The sequence below is a fragment of the Rhizobium sp. YTUHZ045 genome (genome assembly GCF_051124255.1).
GTDB lineage: Bacteria > Pseudomonadota > Alphaproteobacteria > Rhizobiales > Rhizobiaceae > Rhizobium.
On sequence record NZ_CP101434.1, the window covers coordinates 478,552 to 503,456 of the forward strand.

At 63.2% G+C, this 24,905-nt stretch carries 26 protein-coding genes; 6 read left to right on the forward strand and 20 right to left on the reverse strand.

Annotation, left to right across the window (positions count from 1 at the left end):
• Positions 1–37: 37 nt before the first annotated feature.
• The 3 genes from NMA58_RS29360 (at position 38) to NMA58_RS29370 (ending at position 2,608) form a co-directional block, all read left to right on the forward strand.
• Positions 38–820 (forward strand): IclR family transcriptional regulator, encoded by a 783-nt coding sequence (locus NMA58_RS29360; protein WP_434714613.1) that lies wholly within the window; start codon positions 38–40, stop codon positions 818–820.
• 285 nt (positions 821–1,105) lie between these two features.
• Complete coding sequence (locus NMA58_RS29365) at positions 1,106–1,942, forward strand: amidohydrolase family protein (RefSeq protein WP_434714614.1); 837 nt, start codon at positions 1,106–1,108, stop codon at positions 1,940–1,942.
• Between the two features lie 261 nt (positions 1,943–2,203).
• Positions 2,204–2,608 (forward strand): helix-turn-helix domain-containing protein, encoded by a 405-nt coding sequence (locus NMA58_RS29370; protein WP_085781220.1) that lies wholly within the window; start codon positions 2,204–2,206, stop codon positions 2,606–2,608.
• A gap of 41 nt (positions 2,609–2,649) precedes the next feature.
• On the opposite strand, the gene NMA58_RS29375 is transcribed toward NMA58_RS29370, so the two are convergent.
• The 13 genes from NMA58_RS29375 to NMA58_RS29435 all read right to left on the reverse strand — a co-directional run bounded on the left by NMA58_RS29375 (position 2,650) and on the right by NMA58_RS29435 (position 15,453).
• On the reverse strand, positions 2,650–2,916 hold the full coding sequence (locus NMA58_RS29375) for a hypothetical protein (protein ID WP_003594963.1): 267 nt from the start codon (positions 2,914–2,916) through the stop codon (positions 2,650–2,652).
• Positions 2,917–2,981: 65 nt separating this feature from the next.
• Entirely contained in the window at positions 2,982–3,725 is a 744-nt protein-coding gene (locus tag NMA58_RS29380; RefSeq protein ID WP_183702086.1) for a TfuA-like protein, read from the reverse strand.
• Positions 3,722–4,984: a YcaO-like family protein gene (locus tag NMA58_RS29385; RefSeq protein WP_434714615.1), complete on the reverse strand. Its 1,263-nt coding sequence runs from the start codon at positions 4,982–4,984 to the stop codon at positions 3,722–3,724. The genes NMA58_RS29380 and NMA58_RS29385 overlap by 4 nt, the downstream gene beginning before the upstream one ends.
• Before the next feature lie 15 nt (positions 4,985–4,999).
• Positions 5,000–5,143, reverse strand: a complete 144-nt coding sequence (locus tag NMA58_RS29390; RefSeq protein WP_176536271.1) for a hypothetical protein — start codon at positions 5,141–5,143, stop codon at positions 5,000–5,002.
• Positions 5,144–5,246: 103 nt separating this feature from the next.
• Positions 5,247–7,202 carry a BTAD domain-containing putative transcriptional regulator gene (locus tag NMA58_RS29395; RefSeq protein WP_434714617.1) on the reverse strand — a complete coding sequence of 652 codons (1,956 nt, stop codon included), beginning with the start codon at positions 7,200–7,202 and terminating at the stop codon, positions 5,247–5,249.
• Positions 7,203–7,472: 270 nt separating this feature from the next.
• The gene (gene nadC / locus NMA58_RS29400; RefSeq protein ID WP_430958951.1) at positions 7,473–8,339 is read right to left on the reverse strand and encodes a carboxylating nicotinate-nucleotide diphosphorylase; all 867 of its coding nucleotides are present in this window, start codon (positions 8,337–8,339) and stop codon (positions 7,473–7,475) included.
• A gap of 1 nt (position 8,340) precedes the next feature.
• Positions 8,341–9,885: an L-aspartate oxidase gene (locus NMA58_RS29405; protein WP_434714618.1), complete on the reverse strand. Its 1,545-nt coding sequence runs from the start codon at positions 9,883–9,885 to the stop codon at positions 8,341–8,343.
• Positions 9,882–10,853, reverse strand: a complete 972-nt coding sequence (gene nadA, locus NMA58_RS29410) for a quinolinate synthase NadA (RefSeq protein WP_430958953.1) — start codon at positions 10,851–10,853, stop codon at positions 9,882–9,884. The genes NMA58_RS29405 and nadA overlap by 4 nt, the downstream gene beginning before the upstream one ends.
• Before the next feature lie 69 nt (positions 10,854–10,922).
• Positions 10,923–11,819 carry an NUDIX hydrolase gene (locus NMA58_RS29415; RefSeq protein ID WP_430958954.1) on the reverse strand — a complete coding sequence of 299 codons (897 nt, stop codon included), beginning with the start codon at positions 11,817–11,819 and terminating at the stop codon, positions 10,923–10,925.
• A gap of 129 nt (positions 11,820–11,948) precedes the next feature.
• The gene (locus NMA58_RS29420; RefSeq protein WP_430958955.1) at positions 11,949–12,764 is read right to left on the reverse strand and encodes a 3-methyl-2-oxobutanoate hydroxymethyltransferase; all 816 of its coding nucleotides are present in this window, start codon (positions 12,762–12,764) and stop codon (positions 11,949–11,951) included.
• 25 nt (positions 12,765–12,789) lie between these two features.
• A complete protein-coding gene (locus tag NMA58_RS29425) occupies positions 12,790–14,016 on the reverse strand; it encodes an NAD(P)/FAD-dependent oxidoreductase (protein ID WP_434714619.1) in 1,227 nt (408 codons plus the stop codon).
• Positions 14,017–14,027: 11 nt separating this feature from the next.
• Positions 14,028–14,342, reverse strand: a complete 315-nt coding sequence (locus NMA58_RS29430) for a MocE family 2Fe-2S type ferredoxin (RefSeq protein WP_097598764.1) — start codon at positions 14,340–14,342, stop codon at positions 14,028–14,030.
• A gap of 22 nt (positions 14,343–14,364) precedes the next feature.
• On the reverse strand, positions 14,365–15,453 hold the full coding sequence (locus NMA58_RS29435) for a fatty acid desaturase family protein (RefSeq protein WP_434714620.1): 1,089 nt from the start codon (positions 15,451–15,453) through the stop codon (positions 14,365–14,367).
• A gap of 128 nt (positions 15,454–15,581) precedes the next feature.
• On the opposite strand from NMA58_RS29435, the gene NMA58_RS29440 reads away from it, so the two are divergent.
• Both NMA58_RS29440 and NMA58_RS29445 read left to right on the forward strand, forming a co-directional pair.
• A complete protein-coding gene (locus NMA58_RS29440; RefSeq protein WP_434714622.1) occupies positions 15,582–16,610 on the forward strand; it encodes a LacI family DNA-binding transcriptional regulator in 1,029 nt (342 codons plus the stop codon).
• A gap of 162 nt (positions 16,611–16,772) precedes the next feature.
• Positions 16,773–17,585 carry a TIM barrel protein gene (locus NMA58_RS29445; protein WP_434714623.1) on the forward strand — a complete coding sequence of 271 codons (813 nt, stop codon included), beginning with the start codon at positions 16,773–16,775 and terminating at the stop codon, positions 17,583–17,585.
• A 58-nt stretch (positions 17,586–17,643) separates the two neighbouring features.
• Here NMA58_RS29445 and cobM read toward each other — a convergent pair whose 3' ends face one another.
• Both cobM and cbiE read right to left on the reverse strand, forming a co-directional pair.
• On the reverse strand, positions 17,644–18,402 hold the full coding sequence (gene cobM, locus NMA58_RS29450) for a precorrin-4 C(11)-methyltransferase (RefSeq protein WP_434714624.1): 759 nt from the start codon (positions 18,400–18,402) through the stop codon (positions 17,644–17,646).
• Positions 18,403–18,406: 4 nt separating this feature from the next.
• The gene (gene cbiE, locus NMA58_RS29455) at positions 18,407–19,639 is read right to left on the reverse strand and encodes a precorrin-6y C5,15-methyltransferase (decarboxylating) subunit CbiE (protein WP_434714625.1); all 1,233 of its coding nucleotides are present in this window, start codon (positions 19,637–19,639) and stop codon (positions 18,407–18,409) included.
• Between cbiE and NMA58_RS29460 the strand changes: the two genes are divergently transcribed.
• On the forward strand, positions 19,638–20,408 hold the full coding sequence (locus NMA58_RS29460) for a cobalt-precorrin-6A reductase (protein ID WP_434714626.1): 771 nt from the start codon (positions 19,638–19,640) through the stop codon (positions 20,406–20,408). The genes cbiE and NMA58_RS29460 overlap by 2 nt on opposite strands.
• Here NMA58_RS29460 and NMA58_RS29465 read toward each other — a convergent pair.
• From NMA58_RS29465 to cobF, 5 genes are all read right to left on the reverse strand, one after another.
• Complete coding sequence (locus NMA58_RS29465) at positions 20,372–21,136, reverse strand: precorrin-3B C(17)-methyltransferase (protein ID WP_434714627.1); 765 nt, start codon at positions 21,134–21,136, stop codon at positions 20,372–20,374. The two genes, NMA58_RS29460 and NMA58_RS29465, sit on opposite strands and share 37 nt — an antisense overlap.
• Positions 21,133–21,864, reverse strand: a complete 732-nt coding sequence (locus tag NMA58_RS29470) for a precorrin-2 C(20)-methyltransferase (RefSeq protein ID WP_430958964.1) — start codon at positions 21,862–21,864, stop codon at positions 21,133–21,135. Before NMA58_RS29470 ends, NMA58_RS29465 begins: the two co-directional genes overlap by 4 nt.
• Positions 21,861–22,493 carry a precorrin-8X methylmutase gene (locus NMA58_RS29475; protein ID WP_430958965.1) on the reverse strand — a complete coding sequence of 211 codons (633 nt, stop codon included), beginning with the start codon at positions 22,491–22,493 and terminating at the stop codon, positions 21,861–21,863. Before NMA58_RS29475 ends, NMA58_RS29470 begins: the two co-directional genes overlap by 4 nt.
• A 2-nt stretch (positions 22,494–22,495) precedes the next feature.
• Positions 22,496–23,875, reverse strand: a complete 1,380-nt coding sequence (gene cobG / locus NMA58_RS29480; RefSeq protein WP_434714628.1) for a precorrin-3B synthase — start codon at positions 23,873–23,875, stop codon at positions 22,496–22,498.
• A gap of 63 nt (positions 23,876–23,938) precedes the next feature.
• Positions 23,939–24,703 carry a precorrin-6A synthase (deacetylating) gene (cobF, locus tag NMA58_RS29485; RefSeq protein ID WP_434714629.1) on the reverse strand — a complete coding sequence of 255 codons (765 nt, stop codon included), beginning with the start codon at positions 24,701–24,703 and terminating at the stop codon, positions 23,939–23,941.
• Between the last annotated feature and the right edge of the window lie 202 nt (positions 24,704–24,905).

The window sequence follows — 24,905 nt, forward strand, 5'->3', positions numbered from 1 at the left end:
CTGCGTATATGCAGAATAAAATTCACAGGAGGAAGGAATGGAGACCGACGAGTCAGACCGCTATCGCGCTCCTGCTTTAGACAAGGGCCTCGATATCCTGGAGCTGCTCGCCGGCGTCGACAGCGGCCTCACCCAGGCGGAGATTGCCAAGCGGCTCGACCGCAGTCCCAATGAATTCTATCGTATGCTCGACCGGCTGGTGCGTCGCGGTTACGTCACCCGGCTGGATGGCGATCGCTACTCGCTGACGCTGAAGCTCTTTGGCCTTGCGCAATTGCATGCGCCTGTGCGCCGGCTTGCCTCCTATGCCACGCCGCTGATGCGCGACCTCGCCCAGCGCACCCGTCAGGCCAATCATCTCGCCGTCTTTGACCGTGGCGCCGCCGTTGTCATCGCCCAACAGGAAGCGCCGGACTATTGGGGCTTCTCGATCCGCATCGGCGCCCATATCAGCCTGTTCGACACCGGCTCGGGGCATGTGCTGCTCGCCTTCCGCAGCGACGAGGAGCGGGAGATGATGATATCGGAACATGCGCGCAACCGCGCCGAGATCGACCTTGGCGCCGAATTTTACGATCGCCTCGACCAGATCCGCGAGCGCGGCTACGAGATGATGGCGAGCGCCCAGACATCAGGCGTCTACAATCTGTCGGCGCCCGTTCTTGGGCCGGACCGGCGTTGTATCGCCGCCCTGACCTGCCCCTTTATCGCCCTTGTCAATGCGCCGTCCGCCCCCGACATCACCCAAACGATCACGCTGGTGCAGAAGACCGCCGCTCAGCTTTCGCTGCTGGCCGGGGCGGATGTCGGCCCGATCTGACCATCGCGCCGCTGCCCCTTATCCGGCTGCGCCACCGACCGGGGTCGAGCCACGGGTCTCGACCCGTCCTTCGGACCCCCGCAGGCGGGCGAAGAGGATATGCCGCGGCCTCTCCGTCCCTCTCTCCCCTCGCCCCGTTTTACGGGGAGAGGGTTAGGATGAAGGGCAGGCTTTACGGCATGCCAGGGTGAGGCAGCCATGCCCGGGCAGCAGAAATTTCTATTTGAATAATCCATTCACGAGAAATAGGTTTGCGGCAAAGACCATTCCTAGGAGGAGGAAAACGTGCTCATCGACACCCATTTGCATATCATCGACCGGTCGGCGCTTTCCTATCCCTGGCTCTCCGGCGTGCCGGCTCTCGACCATGACTTTCTCTATGAGACCTATGCGGCCGAGGCGCGGCGCTGCGGCATTATGACGGCGCTGCATATGGAGGTCGATGTCGATCCGGCCGTCATGCAGGCCGAGACCGACCACATTGCATCGATCGCCAAAAGGCAAGGCAGCCTGATTGCCGGGGCGATTGTCTCCTGCCGTCCCGAGGAGGAAGGTTTTGCCGCCTATCTCGAGCTGCAAAAGGCCGATCCCTTCGTCAAGGGCTTCCGCCGCGTGCTGCATGTCGTGCCCGACACCGTCTCGGAAGGCGTCCTGTTTCGAGACAACATCCGGCGCATCGGTGGCAGCGGCCTGACCTTCGACCTCTGCACATTGCCGCATCAGGCTGGTCGCGTCACCGCTCTCGTCGATCTCGCGCCCGACGTTCAGTTCGTCCTCGATCATTGCGGCGTGCCGGATATCCGCTCCGATGCCTTCGAGCCATGGAAGGCCGGCATATCGGAGATCGCCCGCCGGCCGAACGTGATCTGCAAGATATCAGGCGTCGTCGCCTATGCGGATGCGCAGACATGGACAGCACAGACGCTGATGCCCTATATCGAACATGTGATCGCAAGTTTCGGCTGGGATCGTGTCATCTGGGGCAGCGACTGGCCGGTCTGCACGCTCGGCGGCGGCCTTTCCACCTGGGTTGCAGCGACCCATGCCGTGCTCGCCGGCAGCAGCGAGGCGGAGCGTTCCAAGCTGCTCTTCGCCAATGCCCAGCGCCTCTGGTCATTGTAACTTTTTGTTTACGCCGTGCCAATCCTTCGGCTGAAAGGTCCGCAGCAAACTACCATGCTCGGCACCCTGAAATCGGATGATGTAACCCCCCAAAAGTGCTACTTTGGCATGTTTTTTGCTGCTGCTAATATGAAGCGATGCGATGTTTCGGTTTGGGACGACTTTCAGCCAGACAATTGCTAGCTTTGTGTGTCTCAGTTAAAAGTGTCAGACACGGATATGGCGAATAACCTCATGTCCGTGTCCTCAGGAGGGAAACAAATGAAAGAAGAACCGCACGCAGTGGATGTTCATGTCGGAAAGACGATCCGCATACAGCGTCTGCTGCGCAAAGTTTCGCAGACGGAATTGGGCGATCGTGTCGGCGTAACGTTTCAGCAGATCCAGAAATACGAAAAAGGCTCCAACCGCGTTTCCGCCAGCATGCTGGTTGAAATCGCCGGCGCGCTGAACGTCGACGTCAGGACGTTCTTCGACGACCTCTCAACGCCCGAGACGGCTAACGACAACCCCGCTCCCAGCGAGGAATTCGTCATTTCGCGCGAGGGTGTGCTTCTGAATGCGGCGTTCTTCTCGATCAAAAACGAAGCTCTTCGCAAGAAGATCCTGAAGCTTGTTCAGGCAATCGCCCACACCGAACAGGTCGAGGGTGAAGCGGCCGAATAGGCCGGATCTCCTTCACGCGATTCTAACGGACGGCATGAAGGTCAATGGCGATCGATCAGGATTAGATTCTCGCTAGCGTCCTTCATTGCGATCTTGGCCTTGCTGCCGAGCAGTTTCTCGAGGTTGACGTCAAGTTCCCTGTCCGGATCTATGCCGTCCCAATCGATTACGACCTGCAGCAGTGCCATGTTCGTCAGGTGCATCAGATTACGCAGCTGAAGCTTTTCAGCCTCCTCCTTGGCTGCCGACAGCAGCCGGAAGATCCTTGCGTATTCGCTGCCTGTACCTTCGTTACGTTGTTCAAACATTGTTCCCGCCCCTTTGGCCGTGAAGCCTCAGATTCCATCACCCCTGCATCATCTAGCCGAGACCGTTATTCAAGCGTTACAGGAGTCACGTTGCGGGTGACTTCGGCGTGCAAAAGCTCCCAATGCGAGGTTGCGGCAAAGCGCCAGTCACGGTTGACAGGTGTGAATTGCTCGCGGTGCAGCCACTCCAGCACTAGCCGCGCGTCGTCATGTTTGCGTTCGACCCTATTCTTGCGGAGAGCGGCGAGGAGGAGGTCACGACGCGGCTTGCGGAAATGGCACTCGTCGACCACGCGCGCATAGGTGCGCTCGGAGAAATGCAGGAAGCGGCCGGCGAGCAGTAGTTTCTTGCGCTCGGCCGTGGAGATCTCGCCGCGGGCATGAAGCGCATCAACCGTGGGCTCGAAATCGACCCAGGGTACGGAAAGCGGCAGCCAGCCAAGCGCCTGCGGCGCATGCACGAGTGCGACGGCCTCATCGTCGAGCAGCCGCCCGGACTCGTAATCCTCGAAGATCGAGCCGAGCCCGACCATGCCGAACGGAGCGCATTCTGCAGCCCGCAATGCGCCCATGCTGGCGCCGCCGGCTACGGCGACATCATGTTCGAGCGCGTAGAGAATTTCCTTGTGCCAGACCGATGGCAGCTCGCCGAAATAGCCGTCGACAAGGCCGATCGCGGTGGCGCCGTCTTCTACTGCCTTCAGGATGTCGCCGCGGGCGGCAGGCGGGCGGAAATCAATGCAGGGAGACATGTTTCTCGCTGCGGCAAGACCGCCACCAAGGCTCGGACCGACGAACAGAACCTTCATGATTGGGCTCCTCTCATGGTGTTGACGGCGCGCAGGCCGAGCTGGACGTACTGGCCTGATATATCGACCTCCAGGCCCGGCACGATCACCCTGACGACCGAGACCGGCAAAGCCGGATGGGCAAAGGGCACGGCGACGATCTGTTCGATCCCGCTCGCCACCAGCCGGTCGGCTATGTGGCGGATGGTCTCCTGGATCGTCGACGCACGGCGATGGCGGTTCTGAAAGGCGCGCATCCGGCCGTCGCTCTCGCAGAGTTCGACCAGCTGCTGCATCGCCGCACTCCGATCGAGCCGCTGGTAGATGCGCGGCGAGAAATCGTCGCGACTGCCGGCGATCGCCGTCAGCCGGCTCTGGGCCGCTTCGGTGATGGCGCGCAGTGCGGCGCGCACAGGATCGGGATGGCAGCCGCAGCCGCCGCAGACATGCGACCAGCGCGCATCGGCGCGGTCGGAAAGATTGCCCGGCATAATGACGGCCAGAAAAGCCGGAACGCCGATATCCGTGGTCATGTCGAGCAGCAGCAGCCGCATGCCGGCGCGTGTGACCCGGTCGGTCATGACGTCGATGACCGCATCGCCGAAGGAGGCGGGGTCGATGCGGCTCTCCTTCAGGCGCTGCGGTGATTTCAACTGGGTCAGAGCCCAGGCGTCGCGCTCGACCAGCTCGCAAAGTCCGTGCAGGACCGCTTCGGACGGCGCATTGCCGGAGGCAAGCCCATCGCTCGATTGCTCGAAGCCCGGCGGCCGCTCGCCGCGATGGTCGAGGCCGACAAGCCACCAGGGGACGAAGACGCTGCTGCCGGACAGAATGTCGAGGCCGGAGCACCAGGGGATGGGGTCACCGCCGATTTCATCGGGCGCGCATCGTGCGACATTGTCGAGATCGATCATGGCGGCGCCTTCCGCCCGCATGCTCTCCACCGTCGCCTGCGTCAGGTCGGCGGGCGGAATTTCCGCGATCCGCGTCTCGATCGCCTCCATGGCGGCCGAGGCCATGGCGGCATCATTGTCGATGCCTTTGCCCTGGAAGACCGAAAGCGTGTGGCTGTTCGGCCTCGTCGCGAAGGCGACGGGGATGCTCAGCACGTCGAGAGCGGTCAGCAGGCCGACGCGCGTGATGCCGAATTCGCGCAGATTCGGCCTAATGGCCGCGAGTGTCTGCGCCGGCGTGATTGCACGGTCGTGATAGTCGCTGACGCCGGCCGATGATCGTCTGAGATCATCGGCTAGCGATTCAAGATCGGCGAAGGCGGACATACCGATCTCGCCTCTTTAGCGGAACTTCAGCGCATGGGTCAGATTTTCGAGAGCATTTGCCGTGACATTGAGTTCGTCCTGCTTCATCGCAGCCTTGGCTGCGGCCGAGAAGCGCGGCTGGGAAGGCATTGCTGCATGGGTTTCAACAGTGGTTTTCATTGTCCATCTCCAATGGGATAGGCAGCCGGCTGCCGTTAACCATTGCAGAGGAACATTGTCTGCGTCATTTAACCGTTACAGGCTTCGTTAAAAGGCCATGCAATCAGGGAAGTCCGGCCAGTTGGAGGCCATGAATCAGCGTTTCCGTATAGCGGGGATCGCGGTCGGGAACGAAATGGCGGATGTCCTCGCTGCGGAAATCCGGGAAATTTTCCAGGACGACGTTAGCGTATTTGCCGGCCTTTTTCATATCGCCCGCCATGGCGTGGGCGGCTGCCAGCAGTCGCGCGGTCGCCTGTTTCGACTGCACCGGCTCAAGCGCCTCGATCGCCTGATTATATTCGCCTCGGTCGAAGTGGATGCCGCCACGATTCCAGTAGTAATAATCCGGCGGCAGCGGATTGAGCTTGAATGCCGCATTGTTCAGATCCAGCGCTTTGTCAAAGTCGCCGTTGTGGCAAAGCGCGTCGGCGTAATCGGCGAGGATGTCGGCGTCGTTGGGATTGAGATCCTGGGCCTGCTGGAAATAGTCCAGGCTTTCGTCGAAACGGCGGCGGTACAGCGCCACGAAGCCGAGCTCGCGATAGGCCCGGCCGCTGTTCGGGTCGGACTGTTGCGCCAGCCGGGCGGCGCCATTCGCCTCGTCGAGCAGTTCGGTGTCCTGCATGCCGCGGATCAGCCATTCCATGCCGAGCGCACGCGACACGCCGGCATGGGCAGCCGAGAAATTCTCATAACGATTGAGCGAGGATCTGAACCATTTGCGCGCCTGGCGCAGATGCTGCAGATCGGTCTGGGCGATCAGCCGCTTGCCTTCGAGATAGAGACGGTAAGCGGATGGCGGCGCCTCGCCGATCGGCATCGCCAGCTCGTGGCGTTCGACGGTGTCGGCGAGCGAGGAGACGATGCGCCGCGTCAGATGCGCGAAGGATTCGCTGATCTTCTGCATGACCAGCGGCAGTTCCAGAGCCCAGATCACCTCCGATGTCGTCGTCCGCGTCAGACGGCAGGTCGCATAGACATCCTCCTCGCGGCCCTGGATGGTGACGTAAACCGCGTAATCGAAGCTGAGGTCGAGCGCACGGGGCACAGCTCGGGCCGGATCGACCGAACGGCTGAGGATTTCGAGGCTCGTATGGGCCGCGATCACCTTGAAGCCGCGCTGCTGGCTGAGGCCGATGGTGACGTCTTCAAGCAGCGCCCTGCCGACGCGCTCCATCAGCGGATCGGTGAAAATGCTTTCCGGCGGCAGGATGATGATCCGCGGCTGGCCGAGCAGATCGGCGAAGGCGCCGGGCGCTGGCGATGGACGTTCGGCGGCCGCGGGCTGAGCTGCCGGGATCAGGCCGAGTTCGCGGGCAAGCGCGGTGGTGCTTTCCTCCGGTTCGGTTTCGAACTCGTCCTTCAGCTGGCTCTTGCACTTCAGATAGGACTGCCGGGCCGCGGCCGGGTCGTTCATCCTGACATAAATGCGCATCAGGGCCCGATAGGCCGTCTCGCTGGCGGGGTCGAGCTCCAGCAGGCGACGGGCAAAGGCCACCTGCTCTTCGTCCGATCTGTCGTCAGCAGTTTCGACCAGCCGCGTCAGATGGGCGGCGCGCAGTTCATCGATACGCTGGCGTTCGAAGGTCAGCCAGTCCTCGGCGCCCTGCGTCGGCGACTTGGCGCCTTCTAGCAATTCGCCATTCAGAATGTCGCCGTCTTCGGCTGCGAGCGGCGCTTTCTGTTTGAGTATATGGATATCGACTTCCCAGCCTTCGGCAAGGCCGATATGGGTTCGGGTCGCTTTCAGCAGCGGCGGAAGGCCGGCGGGAATGCTTTGCTCGATGCGCGCCAGCAACTGGCGCAAACTGCCTGCGCGTTTTTCCGGCGCTTCCGATTGCCAGAGCTGCCGCCTGACGGTTTCCCGGTCGAGTTCGAGATCGGCTTCGGCGGCGAGCATGGCGAAAAGAAAATAAGACTTCTCCGGCAAAGGGAGTTCCCTCCCCGCTGCCAGCAATCGCGGTCTTCCGAGCAGGCAGAGCCTGTTCGCCGACATCTGTCCGGATGTCCGTTGCATCCCGCTTCTCACCCCTGAAGACCAGGCGCGCATGCACACCGGCCGCGCAGGAACATGTTAGAGCGTTAATTGGCCCGCGCATAGCGCAAAAAGAGGTTTTTACACCGAATATTTGCATTTTCTCACATTAGCCGGCCGGGAATGCTTGCCAACACTTTGCCCCCGGACCTGATTTGGCGCAGTTATTTCCGCTGCGGCCTCCATACCCGCAACCAATAGCAAGCGAGCCTAAGCGATCACAGTATTCGGCGCGATCTATTTGGTGCTGGTTTACGCCGCGCTGGCGGCCTCGACGAAATCGAGGCCGATATCCAGCACGGGCGCGCTGTGCGTTAGCCAACCGACCGAAATGAGGTCGACTCCGGAAGCGGCGATTGCCGCGGCCGTTGCTGGCGTCACCCGGCCCGAAGCCTCGGTGATCGCCCGCCCGGCGACGATGGCGACGGCCTCGCGCAGCTGATCCGGCTTCATATTGTCGAGCAGAACGGCATCGACACCGACCGCCATCGCTTCCTGCAGCTGATCGAGCCTGTCCACCTCGACCTCGATCTTTACCAGATGGCCGATGCCAGCCCGCGCCCGGCGGATCGCCTCGGCCACGCCGCCTGATATGGCCACGTGATTATCCTTGATCAGCACCGCGTCATAAAGCGCGAAACGGTGGTTCATGCCGCCGCCGGCCCGCACTGCATATTTCTCCAGCGCCCGCAGCCCGGGCGTCGTCTTGCGCGTGCAGGCGACTGAGGCCCTGGTGCCGCTGATAGCGGCGGCAATCCCGGCCGTGACGGTGGCGATGCCCGAGAGATGGCTGAGGAAATTCAGCGCGGTGCGCTCACCGGTCAAGAGTCCGCGCGAAGGGCCCTCGATGGTGGCGATGACGTCACCTGATTTGACCGCATCGCCGTCCTCGATGTGGCGGCGCATGACAATTTCGGGATCGACGAGCGTGAAGGCGAGGCCGGCCGCATCAAGGCCGGCGATCACGCCGGGCTGGCGGGCGGCCATCACCACCGTGGAGCGGTGATCCGAGGGAACGACCGACGCCGAGGTGATGTCGCCGGCAAGGCCGAGATCTTCGAGCAGGGCTGCCCGCACCAAGGGTTCAATAATCAGGCGCGGAAGGGGGGCTAGGCTCATGTCAGGCGCTCCTGGCAAGCGAATAGGGTGGTGTGGCGCGGGCAATCTCCAGCGCTTGGGAAAGGCGCATCCGGCGGCGCTGCGCATCGGCGAGCTTCAGGGGAAAATCGGTGCGGGCGTGGGCGCCGCGCGATTCCATCCGCAGGCTGGCAAAGACGGCGACCAGCAATGCGACGATGGCCGGATCGGAGGCAGGACCGTCGGCCTCGACAAGTGGCAGTAATGCGGCGATTGCACCGTGAAGGGCATCGGCATTGCGCAGCACGCCGAGATGACGCGAGACAGTCATGCGGATGGAGGATGCGTCGGCCGGCGCCGGTAGCTGTTCTGCGAGGATGGCGCCGGTGCGGTCTGCTGGCATGGCCGATATGTCGCGCGCCGCCCGCATGCCCATGACAGCTGCCTCGAGCAGCGAATTGCTGGCAAGTCGGTTCGCGCCGTGCAGACCGGTCGACGCAGCCTCGCCGGCGACCCAGAGTCCGGGAACCGAGCTGCGGCCATTGTCATCCGTCGCGACGCCGCCCATGTGGTAGTGAACGGCTGGGCGCACCGGCACGAGGTCTTTGACCGGATCAATGCCGGCCTCGCCGCAAAGAGATGATATGACGGGGAAGCGTGCGGCAAAGCGGCTGCCGAGCGCCTTGCGGGCGTCCAGGAAGACGCGGCCGCCGCGGGCGATCTCGGCACTGATGGCGCGCGCCACCACGTCGCGCGGCGCGAGTTCGGCGCCCGATATGCGGGCCATGAACCGTTCGCCGCGTTCGTTGACGAGCAAGGCCCCCTCGCCGCGCACCGCCTCGCTGACAAGCGCCAGGGGCCTGCGACGTGAATCGAGCGCCGTCGGATGGAACTGCACGAATTCCATATCCGCAAGCTCGGCACCCGCCCTTGCCGCGAGCGCAATCCCCTGACCGACATTGCCCATCGGATTGGTGGTCGCATCATAAAGCCCGCCGATCCCGCCGGTGGCGAGCACGAGCCTCGCAGTCGGAAGGACGGCGGCCCCGCCGCTTGCGGTCGCGCAAAGCAGGCCGGCGACGCGCTCGCCGTCCATCAGAATACGCCGCGCCTCGAAGCCTTCGAGCACGGTGATGGCGGGCGTCCGCGCCACCGCCCGCACCAACGCTGCGATGATCGCCGCACCCGAGCCGTCGCCTTCGGCATGGACGATGCGGCGGCGACTATGGGCGGCCTCCAACCCGAGCGAGAGTTGTCCGGCGTCATCGCGGTCGAAGCGAACGCCGGCGCGCTCCAGTGCGGCAATGGCTGCCGGCGCGTCGGCGGTGATGCCCGCGGCAATGCTCCGGTCGCAGAGCCCGTCGCCGGCCGCAAGCGTATCGACCAGATGCAGCGCGGCGCTGTCGTCGGCGCCGATGCCGGCGGCAATGCCGCCCTGTGCCCAGGCGCTCGAGGTCTCAGCACCGAGCGCGGCGCGTGTGACGATGACGGAAGGTTCCGGCGCCAGCGTCAGCGCCGTCATCAGCCCGGCGAGGCCGCTGCCGACGATGACGGTGCGGCCGCTCAACTGTTCGAGGATCTCGGTCATATCGCCAGCATTCTCTCGACGGCGCGGCGGGCGGCCATGGCGATGGCCGGATCGACCGTCACTTCATGGCGATTTTCCTCAAGTGCGGCGCGGATATTGGCAAGCGTGATCCGCTTCATGTGGGGGCAGAGATTGCAGGGGCGGATGAACTCGACGTCAGGATGGTGCACGGCGACGTTGTCGCTCATCGAGCATTCCGTCAGCAGTACCACTCGTGCCGGCTTCTGCCTGCCGACATAATCGGACATGACAGCGGTGGAGCCGGCGAAATCGGCCTCTGCCACCACGTCGGGCGGGCATTCCGGGTGGGCGAGCACCGTCACGCCGGGATGGTTTTCACGCAGCTGGCGGACATCGTCAGCGGTAAAGAGTTCGTGCACTTCGCAGTGTCCATGCCAGGCGACGATCTCGACATCGGTCTCGCGGGCGACATTGCGGGCGAGATATTCGTCGGGGATCATCAGCACCTTCGGCACGCCGAGCGACTCCACCACCTGTTTGGCATTGCCCGAGGTGCAGCAGATGTCGGAGGCCGCCTTCACCGCGGCCGAGGTATTGACATAGGTGATGACGGGGACGCCGGGATGGGCTTGGCGCAGCAGCGCGATATCCTCAGGCGTGATCGAATCCGCCAGCGAGCAGCCGGCGCCGAGATCGGGGATCAGCACGGTTTTCTCAGGATTGAGAAGCTTGGCGGTCTCGGCCATGAAATGCACGCCGGCCAGCACGATGACATCGGCATCGACCTCGACAGCCTTGCGGGCTAGCGCCAAGCTGTCGCCGACGATATCTGCCACGCCGTGAAAAATCTCAGGCGTCTGATAATTGTGGGCGAGAATGACGGCGTGGCGGCGGCGCTTGAGCTCGAGAATGGCGTTGATGTCATCCTCGAACGACATCCATTCGGCTTTGGGAATGACGCGGCTGACGCGGTTGTAGAGCGAGGATGCGGAAACTGCGTGATTCATGACCGGCTCCCAATTATGCTCGATATGAGCATATCATAGGCAAAGACATATCCTCGCTGTGAGCATATGTCAATTGCGGGAGAGCGGTAATTTCGTTCCTGCGAGCGCCCGTTCTTCGAGCACGGTGTGGCGGAAGCGGAAGAGCTTGGCCGGCCGGCCGCCGGTTTCGCTTTCCGTTCCACCGGTTTCCTCGACCAGTTCCTGCTGTTCGATGAGGCGGCGGAAATTCTGTTTGTGCAGCGTCAGTCCGGCCAGGGCCTCGATCGTGCGCTGCAGCCGCAGAAGCGTAAAACTCTCCGGCATCAGTTCGAAGACGACAGGGCGGTATTTGATTTTGGCGCGCAGCCGGGCGATCCCAGTCGCCAGAATGCGGCGGTGATCGGCAAACATCGCTCGCCCAAGATTGGCTTCCGCCCCGCATCCGGCTTCAGCCACAAGGCCGGCTTCATAAAGCAGTTCGTAGCGCTGCAGGGCCAGATCCTCATTCCAGCCGCCGCCGTCGAGGCCGAAGGTGAAGTCGGCGCGGCGATGGCGATGGTCCTGCCGGGCCGGATCGGCATCCGCCCAGCTTTTCAGGCGTGCCACGATTTCATCCAGCACGGCCGGCCGGCCCTGCCGATGGTCTTCCCAGGGAAAATAGTCGTACCAGCCATGCCATCCGGGCCGGCCGGCGCCCGCCTGCTCGTTGACGAGGCCAAGATAGCTGATCGAGATCGTCCGCCCGCCAAGGATCTCGTTGTTCCGGTCGCGGTCGGCGAAGGTATAGAGTTGTTCGAGATAACCAACCGGGTGCTCGGTCTGCTCCTGCACCCATTCGCGCAGGCCCGATTGCAGGGTTCGATGGCCCATTTCGAATGGGCCCGACGGCAGCGCGTTGCCGGAGCGGATGGTCATGACGCGCGGCTCATCCCCCGTCACCGAGACGAGCACTGCAATCAGTTCCGCATGCGCAAAGCCGATCGTCACAGGGGCCGAATACTCCGTTCTAAATGAATCGAACGGATCATTCCTGCCACAGGCGGCGACGGAAGCCAATGCAACTTTCCCCCTCTCCCGCTGGGCCTCGCTGGGGAGAAGGGAGTCGCCGGGCAGGCGTCAGCGCTTGCCCGTCTCGTTGGTCAGCCGGTCGAGGAAAATCTTCAGTTCGGCCTCGTCGATACCGACGCAATGACGCCTTTCCGGATAGGCGCCGGTCCTTACGTCCTCGGCGAATTCGGTGAAGGCGGCGATGCGCTCGCGCTGCAGCCGATCATGTTCGGCGGCGAAGTTGCGATAGACCTTGGCATGGCGAGGATAGTGGTCGCGATTGGCGCCGAGCACGTCGTCGGCGAAGAGATATTGGGCGTCGCAGCCGCTGCCTGCCCCCATCGAGATCATCAGCATCGAGGTGTTGCTGCTGATGGCGGCGGCGACATCCCCCGGCACGACTTCGATTTCGGCGGCGAAGGCGCCGGCCTCTTCCAGCGCCTTGGTCTGCCGCCAGATCTCGGCCGCACTTGCCGCCGTCTTGCCGACCGCGCGGAAGCCGCCGGTCCAGGTGGCTTTCGAGGGGATCAGCCCGAGATGGCCGCAGACCGGGATGCCCTCGTCGCGCAGGCGCCGGATCGTCTGCAGGCTCGCGGCGCAATAGACCGCATCGCCGCCGGCCTTCAGCGCCGCAAAGGCGGCGCGCAGATAGTCTTCGGCCGAGACATGGTCGCCATATTCGAGACCCGGAATGGCAAAGGGCGTGGGGGCGATCTCGCGGAAGACCGGACCGAGCAGCGACGGCGGCACCGAGACGATGTCGATCCCGGCCTTTTCGGCGGCTTCGGCCTCGTCGAGCGAGGTGACGCGCAGCATGGTCAATTGACGCCTGCCCTTTTCCGCAAGCAGGTCGGCAACGGTTGCACGCTTATGTTTTTTCATCATCATTTCCTTTGAAAATATCGGGGGCTCAGGCGGCCAGAAGGGATTTCAGCTTGACGTTGCTTGATGTCAGCGCAGCCGGGTCTGGATGGGCGCCAGCCGCGATCAGCATTTCCGCAAGCCTGATGTCGCGCGCCACGGCATTGCCTGGTCCGATGCCGCTGGCGGCGACCAACCGGCCATCGGCGTCGAGGTGAAAGAGAATGAACGCGTCTGGGCCGAGGTCGCGGCGCAGATGCAGCACCGCCCCTTCGGCGAGGCCTGCTATCTGCAGCGTCATGTCATATTGATCCGACCAGAACCACGGCACGGATGAAACGGCTTCGCCGAGGCCGAGCATGTTGGCGGCGGCCAGCGTGCCCTGCTCCTGGGCATTGCGCCAGGATTCCAGCCTTACCCGCCGGCCACCATAGATCGGCAGCGGAAAGGAGCAGCAGTCGCCGGCGGCAAAAACATCAGGCGCCGAGGTCCGGAGATAGGTGTCGACGGCAATGCCGTTTTCGATTGCAAGCCCCGCCCTTTCGGCGATATCGACATTCGGCCGTGCGCCGATGCCGACGAGGGCGAGATCGGCCTCTACCACCTCGCCAGTCGATAGTTTGACGACGGCTTTCCCGCTTTCCTCGGTCAATGTCTCGATCGAGACGCCGCAGCGGATATCGACACCTTCGGCGCGGTGGCGTTCGGTGAGCAGATGGGCGATCTCCTCGGGCACGCCGCGTTTCAGCACGCGCTCCAGCCCCTCGATCACCGTGACGTCGGCGCCAAGCAGCCGCGCCGTCGCGGCAAGTTCCAGCCCGATGAAGCCGCCGCCGATAATGGCGATATGCCGCCCCGGCTTCATTGCTTCGCGCAGGGCGGCCGCATCATCGTGGGTCCGAAGCGAACGGATATGCGGATTGCCTTCCGGGGCGCCGGGGAACGATCGGGCGGCAGCACCCGTCGCCAGCAGAAGTTTGTCGTAGGAGAGCGCGGTGCCATCCGAAAGCATGACGGTCCGCGAGGCAGGATCGAAATCCTTGGCCTCAATGCCGGTGAGTAGCCGGATGGCGCTTTCGGCGTATTTTTCCGCAGCGGCGATGAATTTCGGATCGCCGGCATCGGCAGCAGACGCCTTGGAAAGGGGCGGCCGCTCATAGGGGTGAAGGGGTTCGGCGCCAACGAGCGTTATCTCGCCGGCAAAACCTTTTTCCCGCAGAGCGAAAGCGGCGCGGGCACCGCATTCGCCCGCACCGAGGATGACGAAATGAGCCACATCAGCCTCCCTCAGACCGAAATGAAGACGGAGCCGCCTTCGACCTTTACGGGATAGGTCCTGAGATTGACGCAGACCGGCGCACCCTTGGCCTCGCCCGTCTTGTAATTGAAGCGGCCGTTATGTTTCGGGCATTCGATGATTTCATCCATGACAAGCCCGTCGGCAAGATGGATATGTTCATGCGTGCAGAGCCCGTCGGTGGCGAAGAATTCGTCGTCGGGGCTGCGGTAGACCGCGAAGGTGCGCCCGCCATGATCGAAGCGGATGACATCCTCTTCGTCGATCTCGTCCTTGCCGCAAACTTCGATCCAGTTTCCGCTCATCTTTCATTTTCCTCGATTGTGATTATTGCGCCGCCGGGGCGAGTTCGTTGTGGAATTCCTCGCGGTAGGGCCGCGCGGTCGCCGGCAGTTCCCGCTTCAAGAAATAATCCTCGTTGCGCAACTGGCGCAGGAAAGCCGGAATCATCTCGCGGTAGCCCGACCAGATCGATCGGTTCGGCGCCGGCAGATCGTGCTTGATCATTGCGTGCAGCCGGGGCAGCGCGTGATAGGGCACCATCGGGAACATGTGATGTTCGACGTGGTAGTTCATGTTCCAATAAATGAAACGGCTGATCGGGTTCATATAGACCGTGCGGCTGTTCAGCCGGTGATCGACGACGTTGTCGGCTAGGCCGCCATGCTGCAGGAGCCCGGTCAGCACGTGGTGCCAGGCGCCGTAGAGGCGCGGCAGGCCGATCAGCATCAGCGGCAGGATCGAGCCGGTGGCGACCGCGACGGCGATCGTCGCCAGATAGATCGCCAGCCAGATACGGGCGAAGCGGATCGCCTTCGGCTGCTCCATCTCCGGAATGAAGGTCTTTTCCGCCGCGCTGATGATGCCGAAGGCGTTGCGCAGCATATCGACCATCGCATGCCAGACATCGAGGATGCCGAAGAAATTGAGGATCAGCCGGAAAAGGTCCGGCGGCCGCATGACGGCGATTTCCGGGTCGCGGCCGACGATGACCGTATCAGTATGATGGCGCGTATGGCTCCAGCGCCAGGTCACCGGATTGCGCATGATCATGAAGCAGGCGATCTGGTAGACGGCATCGTTCATCCAGCGCGTCTTGAAGGCGGTGCCATGGCCGCATTCGTGCCAGCGGCTGTCGGAGGCCGAGCCATAGAGCACGCCATAGGCGAGGAAGAAGGGCAGCGCGATCCAAGAACCCCAGAAATAGATGCCGAGACCGGCAAAGACGACCATGCTGCCGAGCCAGATGGCGGTGTCACGGATCGCCGGCGCATCGGAGCGCTGCATCAGCGCCTTCATCTCCTTGCGCGGAATCTCCGTGTGATACCATTCGGCAGCCGCTAGTCCCGTCTCCACCGCGGTGCGGCCGCTTTCCCCGAGCAGGTCGTAGTCACGCTTCTTTGTCTGGCTCGCCATTATCCGCCTCCTATGTTGTTGTCGGGAGAATAGGTTGACTTTGGGCGACGCTCAATGCAGGCTTGATGTAATCTATCAAAAGCCATCATGAATGGCTCGCATCCGTGAGCGAATACATCAGGAATACCATGCGCCGCCCCACCATCTCCGATCTCGCCCGCGCCTCCGGCGTCAGCGTCGCCACCGTCGACCGCGTTCTCAACGCTCGTCATCGTGTGCGCGAGGAGACGGCGCGGCGGGTCTACGATGCGGCGCAGGAGATCGGTTATCACGCCGTTGGCCTAATCCGGCAGCGCGTCTTCGAAGATCTGCCGCAATACAAGCTCGCCTTTCTGCTGCAGAAGCCGACGCAGGCCTTCTATCAGACCTTCGCCCGCGAAATCGAAGCAGCGGCGCGCGCCGTCACCACCGCCCGTCTTCAGGTCCAGATCGAATACCCGTCTTCGACGACTCCTGCCGCCATCAACGAGAAGATCAAGTCGCTCGGCGCCCGCAACCAGGCCGTAGCCGTCGTCGGCCCCGACTACCCCGCGGTGACGACCGCTGTGGAGGAATTGAAGGAGCGCGGTATTCCCGTCTTCTCGCTGCTCTCCGATCTCGCCACCGGCGTGCGCGACGCCTATGTCGGCGTCAACAACCGCAAGGTGGGACGCACCGCCGCGTGGATGATTGCGCGCACGGCGCACAGGCCAGGCAAGGTCGCCTGTTTTGTCGGCAGTCATCGCTTCCACGGCCATGAACTGCGGGAGATCGGTTTCCGCTCCTATTTCCGGGAGAACGCGCCGGAATTCGATGTCGTCGAAACATTGATCAACCTGGAGACCGCCGAAATCACCCATGAGGCAACGCTGACGCTGCTGCAGAAACATCCCGACCTCGTCGGCCTTTATGTCTGCGGCGGCGGCATGGAGGGGGCAATTTCGGCGTTCCGTGAAGAGGGTGTCGGCGGCCGGGTGGTGCTTGTCGTCAATGAGTTGACGCCGGAGAGCAAGGCTGGCCTCGCCGACGACATCGTCACCATGGTGGTCGCCACTCCTCTGCCCGCTCTCTGCAAGGAGCTTTTATCGCTGATGCTCGGCGCGATAGAGAACGGTGAGGCCGCCGTTCCCGGCCAATCCTTCCTGCCTTTCGATATCTACATTTCCGAGAATATCTGAGGAGTGATGGAATTCTCTCATCTCGGCTGAAATTCTTTCAGCAATGAGGGCGAGCGCCGGCGATGACGGATGGTTTGCCCGACAAATTGAGATAGAGATTCGCTCGCCCATTCACGAATACCGCTCCGCTTATGTCGCGGAGATGAGGAGGAGATATCCGTCATGACTTCGATCCGTTTTGCGCTGAACCATATGGCTGCGCCGTCCCTCGCTATCGATGATTTCTTCGCGCTGGCAAAGTCGCTCGGCATCGACTCGGTCGAGATCCGTAACGACCTTTCCGGCAATGCCATTCTCGACGGCACCAAGCCCGAAGCGATCAGAGAAGCCGCCGCCCGCCACGGCCTGACGATCATTTCGATCAACGCCCTGCAGCGCTTTAACGAATGGAATGAAACGCGCGCCAGGGAAGCGCAGCAATTGATCGACTATGCCAGCGCATCGGGCGCTAAGGCGCTCGTCCTCGTTCCGAAGAACGACGGCACAGGCTGCGCCGACAGCGAACGCCAGGCGAATCTGCGCGAGGCTCTGTCCGCACTAAAGCCGATGCTGGATAAGGCCGGCATTATCGGCCTCGTCGAGCCGCTCGGTTTCGAGATCTGCTCGCTGCGCTCAAAGACCGAGGCGGCCGAGGCGATCAAGGAGCTCGGCGCGCAATCGACCTTCAAGCTCGTTCACGACACTTTCCACCATCACCTTGCCGGCGAAGCCGCGACCTTCCCCGAACTGGCCGGTCTCGTGCATATTTCCGGCGTCAGCGATCCCTCGGTTTCCATTGCCGATATGCGTGACTCCCATCGCGTGCTCGTGGACGGCGACGACCGGCTCGACAATGCCGGGCAGATCAAGGCGCTGCTGCAGGCGGGCTATAAGGGTCCGTTCTCCTTCGAACCCTTTGCTGCGGAAGTTCATGCGGTCAAGGACCCGGCCGCTGCGCTGCGCGCCAGCATGGATTATCTGACCACGCGGGTCTGAGGCCCGACGCACGCTTCTCTTCACGATCGGCCGCCGGCGAGCGGTCGATCGTAAGCCACTATTCCCGGCTTCTGAATCGGCGCTGATAGGCCGGATCATAGAGCGAGCTCTCGCGAAAATCTGCCGCCGCGAGCGACGGTCCGACGAAGATGATCGCCGTGCGTTCGATCGGTTCGGCCGCAACCTTTGCTTCGATATCGGACAGCGTACCGCGCAGGATGCGCTCGTCCGCCCAGGAGGCCTTGACGACGATGACGACCGGGCAATCGGCGCCGTAGAGCGGTGTCAGTTCCTCCACGACCTGCTTCAGCGCATGGATTGCCAGATGGATCGCGAGTGTGGCGCCCGTCGCGCCGAATTTCGCCAGCGTCTCGTCTTTCGGCATCGGCGAGGCGCGGCCGGAAACGCGGGTGAGCACCAGGCTTTGGGCGACGGCCGGGATCGTCAGTTCTCGTCCGAGTGCCGCGGCCGCGGCCGCAAAGGCTGGAACGCCCGGTGTCATCGTATAGGCGATTCCGTGCTTCTGCAGTCGGCGCACCTGTTCGGCCACGGCACTCCAGACGGAGAGGTCGCCGGAGTGCAGCCGGGCGACATCCTGGCCGGCGGCAGCGGCGCGGAGATATTCCGCCTCGATCTCATCGAGCGACATCGGGGCAGTATCGATAATGCGCGCGCCAGGCGGGCAATATTGCAGCAGTTCCGGCGAGACGATCGAGCCGGCATAGAGGCAGACCGGGCAGCGGGCGACGAGATCGCGGCCACGCACTGTGATCAGATCCGCGGCGCCCGGCCCCGCTCCAATGAAATGCACCGTCATCCCGTTATCCTTTCGTCCAGCGCCATTGCGTCACCGGCATCGCCGGCCGCCAGCCGCTCATGCTGCCGAGCGGCGCGGCGCGCGATATTTCGATCCGCGTGAGGGAGCCTCCGCGTTTGCCATGTTCGCGGATCAATGCCGCCTCCATGTCAAGCGTCACGCCATTGGCGAGGAGCCGCCCTCCCCGCTTCAGCGCAGTGATGGCAGTGTCGATGACATCAGGTTCGCTGCCGCCGCCGCCGAGGAAGATCGCATCCGGTTCCGGCAGGCCTCTCAGCGCATCGGGCGCTGAACCCTCGACAACGGCCAGATGCGGCACGCCGAGGGCGGTTGCGTTGCGGGCAATCCGCGCCGCCCGCTCCGGCGATTGCTCGACGGCGATCGCCTTCAGCGATGGATCGGCCAGCATCCATTCGATGCCGACTGATCCCGAGCCGGCGCCGATATCCCAGAGCAGTTCGCCGTGACGTGGCGCAAGCGCCGAAAGCGTCATCGCCCGGATCTCCCGTTTGGTGATCTGACCGTCATGCTCGAACAAATCATCCTCGAGACCTGCGGCAAAAGGCAGGATGCGAGCCCCCTCCCCTGCCGTAACCTCGAGCGCGCAGACGTTCAGGGGATCGATGTCAGTGAGATCGAAATCCGACGCCACGGCGTGTCTCTGTCGTTCCCGCGCACCGCCCAACGCTTCGAGTACGGTAAGTCTCGACTGACCGAAGCCGATGGCGACAAGCAAGGCAGCGAGTTCGCCAGGTCCATTTTCATCAGAGGTCAGAGCAATGATCCGCCGCCCGGGGTGCAGATACGGTCGAACGAGGCCGAGCGGACGCCCATGCAGCGAGATCGTCGTCACGTCCTGCTGCGGCCAGCCGAGCCGGGAGGCGGCAAGGCTGAAGGCCGAGGGCGCGGGAATGACGCGCATCTCTTCCGCCGCGACACGGCGGCAGAGGGTTGCGCCGACGCCATAGAGAAATGGATCGCCGGAAGCGAGCACGACGACAGGCGTGCCGCGCCGTTCAAGGACGGCATCGACCGAGCGCTCGAACGGGCTCTGCCAGGCAAGTTTCTCGCCCGATATCAGCGATGCGGCAAGCGCATGGTGCCGCGCTCCGCCGAACACCGCGGGTGCGGTGGCGATCAGCATCTTCGCTTCCTCGCCCAGCCCTGCTGGACCATCTTCGCCGATGCCGATAATAGTCAGCCAGCGCTTGCTGCAAGTGGGAAAGACATCAGACATGGGAAGACTTCGCATCCTGATTCTCGGCGGCACCAGCGAGGCGCGCCTGCTCGCCGGGGCGCTCGCGGCGCGTGATGATTGCGATGTTCTGCTGTCGCTTGCCGGACGCACCGAGAAACCGGCTGAGCAGCCTGTTCCGGTCCGTATCGGTGGTTTCGGCGGTGCCATGGCGCTGGCCGACTTTTTGAAAGCCGGCGGCTACGGGCTGCTTATCGACGCCACGCACCCTTTCGCCGAACGAATTTCCGAAAACGCCGCCATCGCGTCCGCGGCCGCCCCTCTCGCTGCGATCGCTCTGCGCCGCCCCGAATGGCAAAGCCTGCCGGGCGATCGCTGGCGGGACGTGCAGAGCATCCCGGCGGCCATCGCGGCACTCGGCCAATCTCCCCGCCATGTCTTCCTGGCGACGGGCCGGCAGGGCGCTCACCATGCGGAAGCGGCGCCGCAACATCACTATCTCATCCGCAGCGTCGACCCCGCCGAACGGCCGCTTAGGCTTGCGAATGTCGACTACATCCTCGATCGCGGCCCCTTCACGCTGGAAAGCGAATGCACTTTGCTGAGGCGGCATCATATCGATGTCATCATTGCCAAGAACAGCGGCGGCACCGCCACCTATGCGAAGATCGAGGCGGCGCGCCTGCTCGGCATCGAGGTGATGATGGTGGCGCGCGCGCCGTCGCCGATCATCACATCGGTCGAAACCGTCGAGGCGGCGCTTGCGGCGGTCGATCACCTCTTTCCTCCCGCCATGAAACGCGGCGTGTAGACCAGGTCGGGCTTGCCGGAACGCGCGACGATCCGCGTTTCGGCGGAGCCGATGATGATGCAGGTCGCCATATCGGCGATCGATGCATCCGCTTGCGATAGTGGCTGCACCGCGATGTGCTCGTTTGCCCGCCCGGCCGCGCGCCCGAAAATCACCGGGGTTGTTGCCGGCAGATGGTCGCGCAGCAGCTTGAAAGCCTCGCCGAGTTGCCACGGCCGCGCCCGGCTGATCGGATTATAGAGCGCGATGACGAAGCCCGCCTTTGCCGCCAGTTCAAGCCGTGTTTCGATGATGTTCCAAGGCTTTAGGTTATCTGATAGCGATATTGCGCAGAAATCGTGCCCAAGCGGCGCCCCGGCTCTTGCTGCCACCGCCAGCATCGCCGTGACGCCGGGAAGCACGGTGAGATCGACGGCGCGCCACGCCGCCGGCCCGTTCTCGATCGCCTCGCAGACGGCAGCAGCCATGGCGAAGACACCGGGATCGCCGCCGGAGACGATGCAGACATTGGCGCCATCCGCTGCCATGGAAAGCGCCGTCCCTGCCCTGTCGAGCTCCTCGCGATTGTCCGACGCATGCCGCAGCTGATCGGAGCGGAGCTGCAACCGGTCAAGATAAGGTCCGTAGCCGAAGAAATCCGTCGCCGCATCGACGGCGGCCAGCGCTTCCGGCGTCATCTGCTCGGGATTGCCGGGACCGGTGCCGATGACGAAAAGCCTGCCACTCATCGGCTGCCCTCCCAGCCCGGCACCAGCACGAGCGAGAAATAGGGCGCATCGCCGTCGCTCCTGTCGGCAAGCTTTTCCATCGCCGCGTTCGCCATGGTGCCGCGCTCGACATAGAGGGCGTCCGCAAGCCGGCCGGCTGCCGAAAGCGCCCGGCGGATTTTCGGCAGATTGCGGCCGACCTTCATGATGACCGCAGCTTGCGTATCGACAAGGCGCCGCGTCAGTTCGCCCTCGGCCATCGTACCGGGCAGTACGGAAAGCACGTCGTCGCCCTGGACAATCGGCATGCCGGCCAGCGACCAGCAGCCCGACATGGCGCTGATGCCGGGGATCACTTCGGTGGGGTAGTGCGTGGAAAGTCTGACATGCAGGTGCATATAGGAGCCGTAGAAGAGCGGGTCGCCTTCGCTGAGAACGGCGACAGTCCGTCCGGCGTCGAGATGCCCGGCGATATCTCTTGCAGACCGGTCGTAGAACTCGGTGATCAGGCTCTGATAGCGTTCGTCATTCTTGTCGATCTCGGTGGTGACGGGATAGTAGAGCGGCAGCAGAGTGACCCAAGGTTTCAGCAGCGGCTCGACGATCGCCTTGCCGTTACCGCCCCTGCCCTGCTTGGCAAAGTATGCGATGACATCCGCGCGTTCGATGGCGCGCACGGCCTTGAGGGTCAGAAGCTCGGGATCGCCGGGACCCGTGCCGACGCCGATGAGACGGCCTGGGGTCGTCATAGGCCCGGCCTCGCCAGCGCATTAATGGCGGCAGCCGTCATGGCGCTGCCGCCGAGCCGGCCGCGCACGATGGCGAAGGGAACGCCATAGGAATTTTCTGCCAGTGCATCCTTCGATTCGGCTGCGCCGACGAACCCGACGGGCATGCCGAGGATCGCCGCGGGTTTCGGGGCGCCGTCGCGCAGGAGTTCGAGCAGATGGAAGAGCGCGGTCGGCGCGTTACCGATCGCGACAATGCTCCCGCCGAGCCGATCGAGCCAGAGATGCATGGCAGCGGCCGAGCGTGTATTGCCGATCTCGCGTGCGAGCTCCGGCGTTGCGGGATCGCGCAACGTGCAGATCACCTCGTTCAGCGCCGGCAGCCGCGCCCGCGTGACGCCATGCGACACCATTTCCGCATCGCAGAAGATCGGCGCGCCGGCCTTCAGCGCATCGCGTGCGGTGCTGACGAAACCGGTGGAAAAGAGGAAATTCTTCGCCGCTTCCACGAGCCCGCAAGCATGAATCATGCGAACGGCAATTTCAGCCTCGTCTTCGGTGAAAGGCGAAAGATCGGCCTCGGCGCGGATGATCGCAAAGGAACGCTCGTAGATCGCGTCGCCGCTGCGGATGTAATCGTAGTCTGGCATTGCTATTCCTGTCGCGGCGCCTTCGAAACGCTGGTTGCGCCAAGCCGTGTAAGGCAGGCGGCGGCCGATTCGCCAGCGTTCCTGTTGTCTTCGATGGACTGGGCGAGCCTCTCTATAGCGAAATCGATCCGACCGCCAGCGATCCGTTCATCCGGCAGATCTGAAGCAAGCCCGTTGAGAATGAGACCGAAACCATCCGCCGATCCGGTCAGCGTCAGCGCCGGCCCGGGATGGGCGCAGCCTTTCGAACAGCCGGAGAAATGGATCGTCAGAGATCCGTCGAAGAGAACGGGTGCTGCGGTAATGAGGCGGTGCGCCAGGGCTCTCGTCTCGTAGAAAGCGGAGCCGCAGGCGCCGGCGCCGGCGCAGGCAGCGACATATTCGCTTTTCTCGCCGGGTTGCACGGTGAAGCCATGTTTGCTCGAAGTTATCTGCAGAGCCGGCGCGGTCCCTGCCGGAAAGCCGGTGAAGAAGAAGCCGCGGCCGGGCGCAAGTCGGATAGCTGTTGCGCCGTGAGCTGTCGCGTCGTCGAGCAGGGCGGTCAAATCGGGGGCCCGCATCTGGCCGAATTCCGGCCGCACACCAAGCACGTGTTTTCCGTCCTTCAGCCGGTGCAAGCCGGAAAGCGGCGTCTGTCTTTGATGTGGCGGAAGAAATCGGATGATGTCCATAGCGGGAAAGCGCGCCCGCAGAAGGGCCGGATCGATATCTCTCGCTCGCAGGCTCTGCCTGACCGCCAGCAGATCGAGAATCTCGCCAACGGACGATATCGCCGCTTCTGCTGCACCCTTCGCGACAGGCGTTGCCGTCTCGCCGTCGCCGTTGATCGCAACGAGCCATTGTGCGCCGGGCTGTGCGACGATACGGATATCGGCCGAGAGCGCCGACAAACCGAATGCTCCGCCGCCGTCGACAATGAGGGAGAGTTTTGGCGCGAGCCGCGGCGAGGCGAGCAACTGTGCGAGCTTGCTGCGCATGGTCTTTTCCAGTGCTGCCGGATCGCCTGTCTCCTCAGGATCGATACCGTGCAGTGGCGATAGTTCGATTGCCGGCCCGTCCGGCACGGCGATCCCGGCGGCATCGATATCGGCGGCGAGCCGCTTGACGGTTTCAGCCCGCAGTCCGCGGATCTGCAGGTTGCCGCGGGCGGTGATTTCCAAGATGCCGTTTCCATGCTCTGCAGCCGAGCGGGCAAGCGCTGAGAATTGCGCTAGCGTCAAGGCGCCACCGGCCGGACGCAGCCTTACGAGCAAACCATCGCCGGTCGGCATCGGTGCGGCAAGGGCCGGGCAGGCGCCGCGCGGGCGTGGCTTCGCCGTCGGCCGATCATCGAGATCCGCCTCGCCTGTCCTGTCGATTGCCTTGGCGGCCTTCGTGCCCATTCTCAATCCTCTGATCATCTCTTACATGATCGCGGCCGGTGCGGCAAAACATGACGGCGACGGCTATTCCTCGAAGTCGCGTCCCTTACGCAGCAGATATATGTCCATGATCCAGCCGTGCCGCTGTCTGGCCTCGGTCCGGAGCGCCTGAATGTCGGACGCGATGTCTGCGAGCCGTCCCGACCGGATGATTTCGTCCGCGGTGCCGAGATAGGCGCCCCAGAAGATCTCGGCGTCAGGATCGTCGATCTTCGTAAAAGCCTGTTCGCCATCGAGCATGATGACCACGCTGCCGCCTCGAAATCCATCCCGCGCCAGCCGCCGCCCGGTGGTGATCTCAACCGGCTTGCCGACGAGGTTGAGCGGGATTTTGTGGCTGGCGGCCAGAGCCTGGATACTGGTGATGCCTGGAACGACGCAGTAATCGAAATCAATGCTGTTTGCTTTCCGCACTCGTTCGATGATGCGGATCGTGCTGTCGTAAAGACTGGGATCACCCCAGACGAGAAAGGCGCCGGTGCCGCCGTCCGGGAGGCCCGAGATCAATTCTCCATAGATATTGGCGATCTCGCCGTGCCAGGCATCGACGCTTTGCGAGTAGCTTCTGTCTGCGGCCTGTCTTTCCGGTAGCTCGAATTCCGCGATCCGGACAGCTGGCCGAGTGATATAGAGCTCGCAGATCTCCCGCCTGATCTCGGCGAGCTCTTCCTTGCCGGCGCCCTTGAGCGGCAGGAAGATCACGTCGGCAGCGTTCATGGCGTTGATCGCCTGTATGGTGACGTGTTCTGGATTGCCCGTGCCGATTCCAATTATATTGATATGCTTCAAGCGGATCTTCCCCGTGAGTCCAAGCGGTCTTGCCCAAAAACACGGCCGCCCGCAAGGGCAGGGCAGGGAGTTGGCCGCGGCCAACTCGGCCGGCCGCGACGGCTTGACCCCTATTGTTGCCGTAAATCCCGAATCGTGTCACTTTCGATACGCTTTTTGACGCTATGTTGACAGAAAAGCGCATCGAAAAGGATTGGGTGTT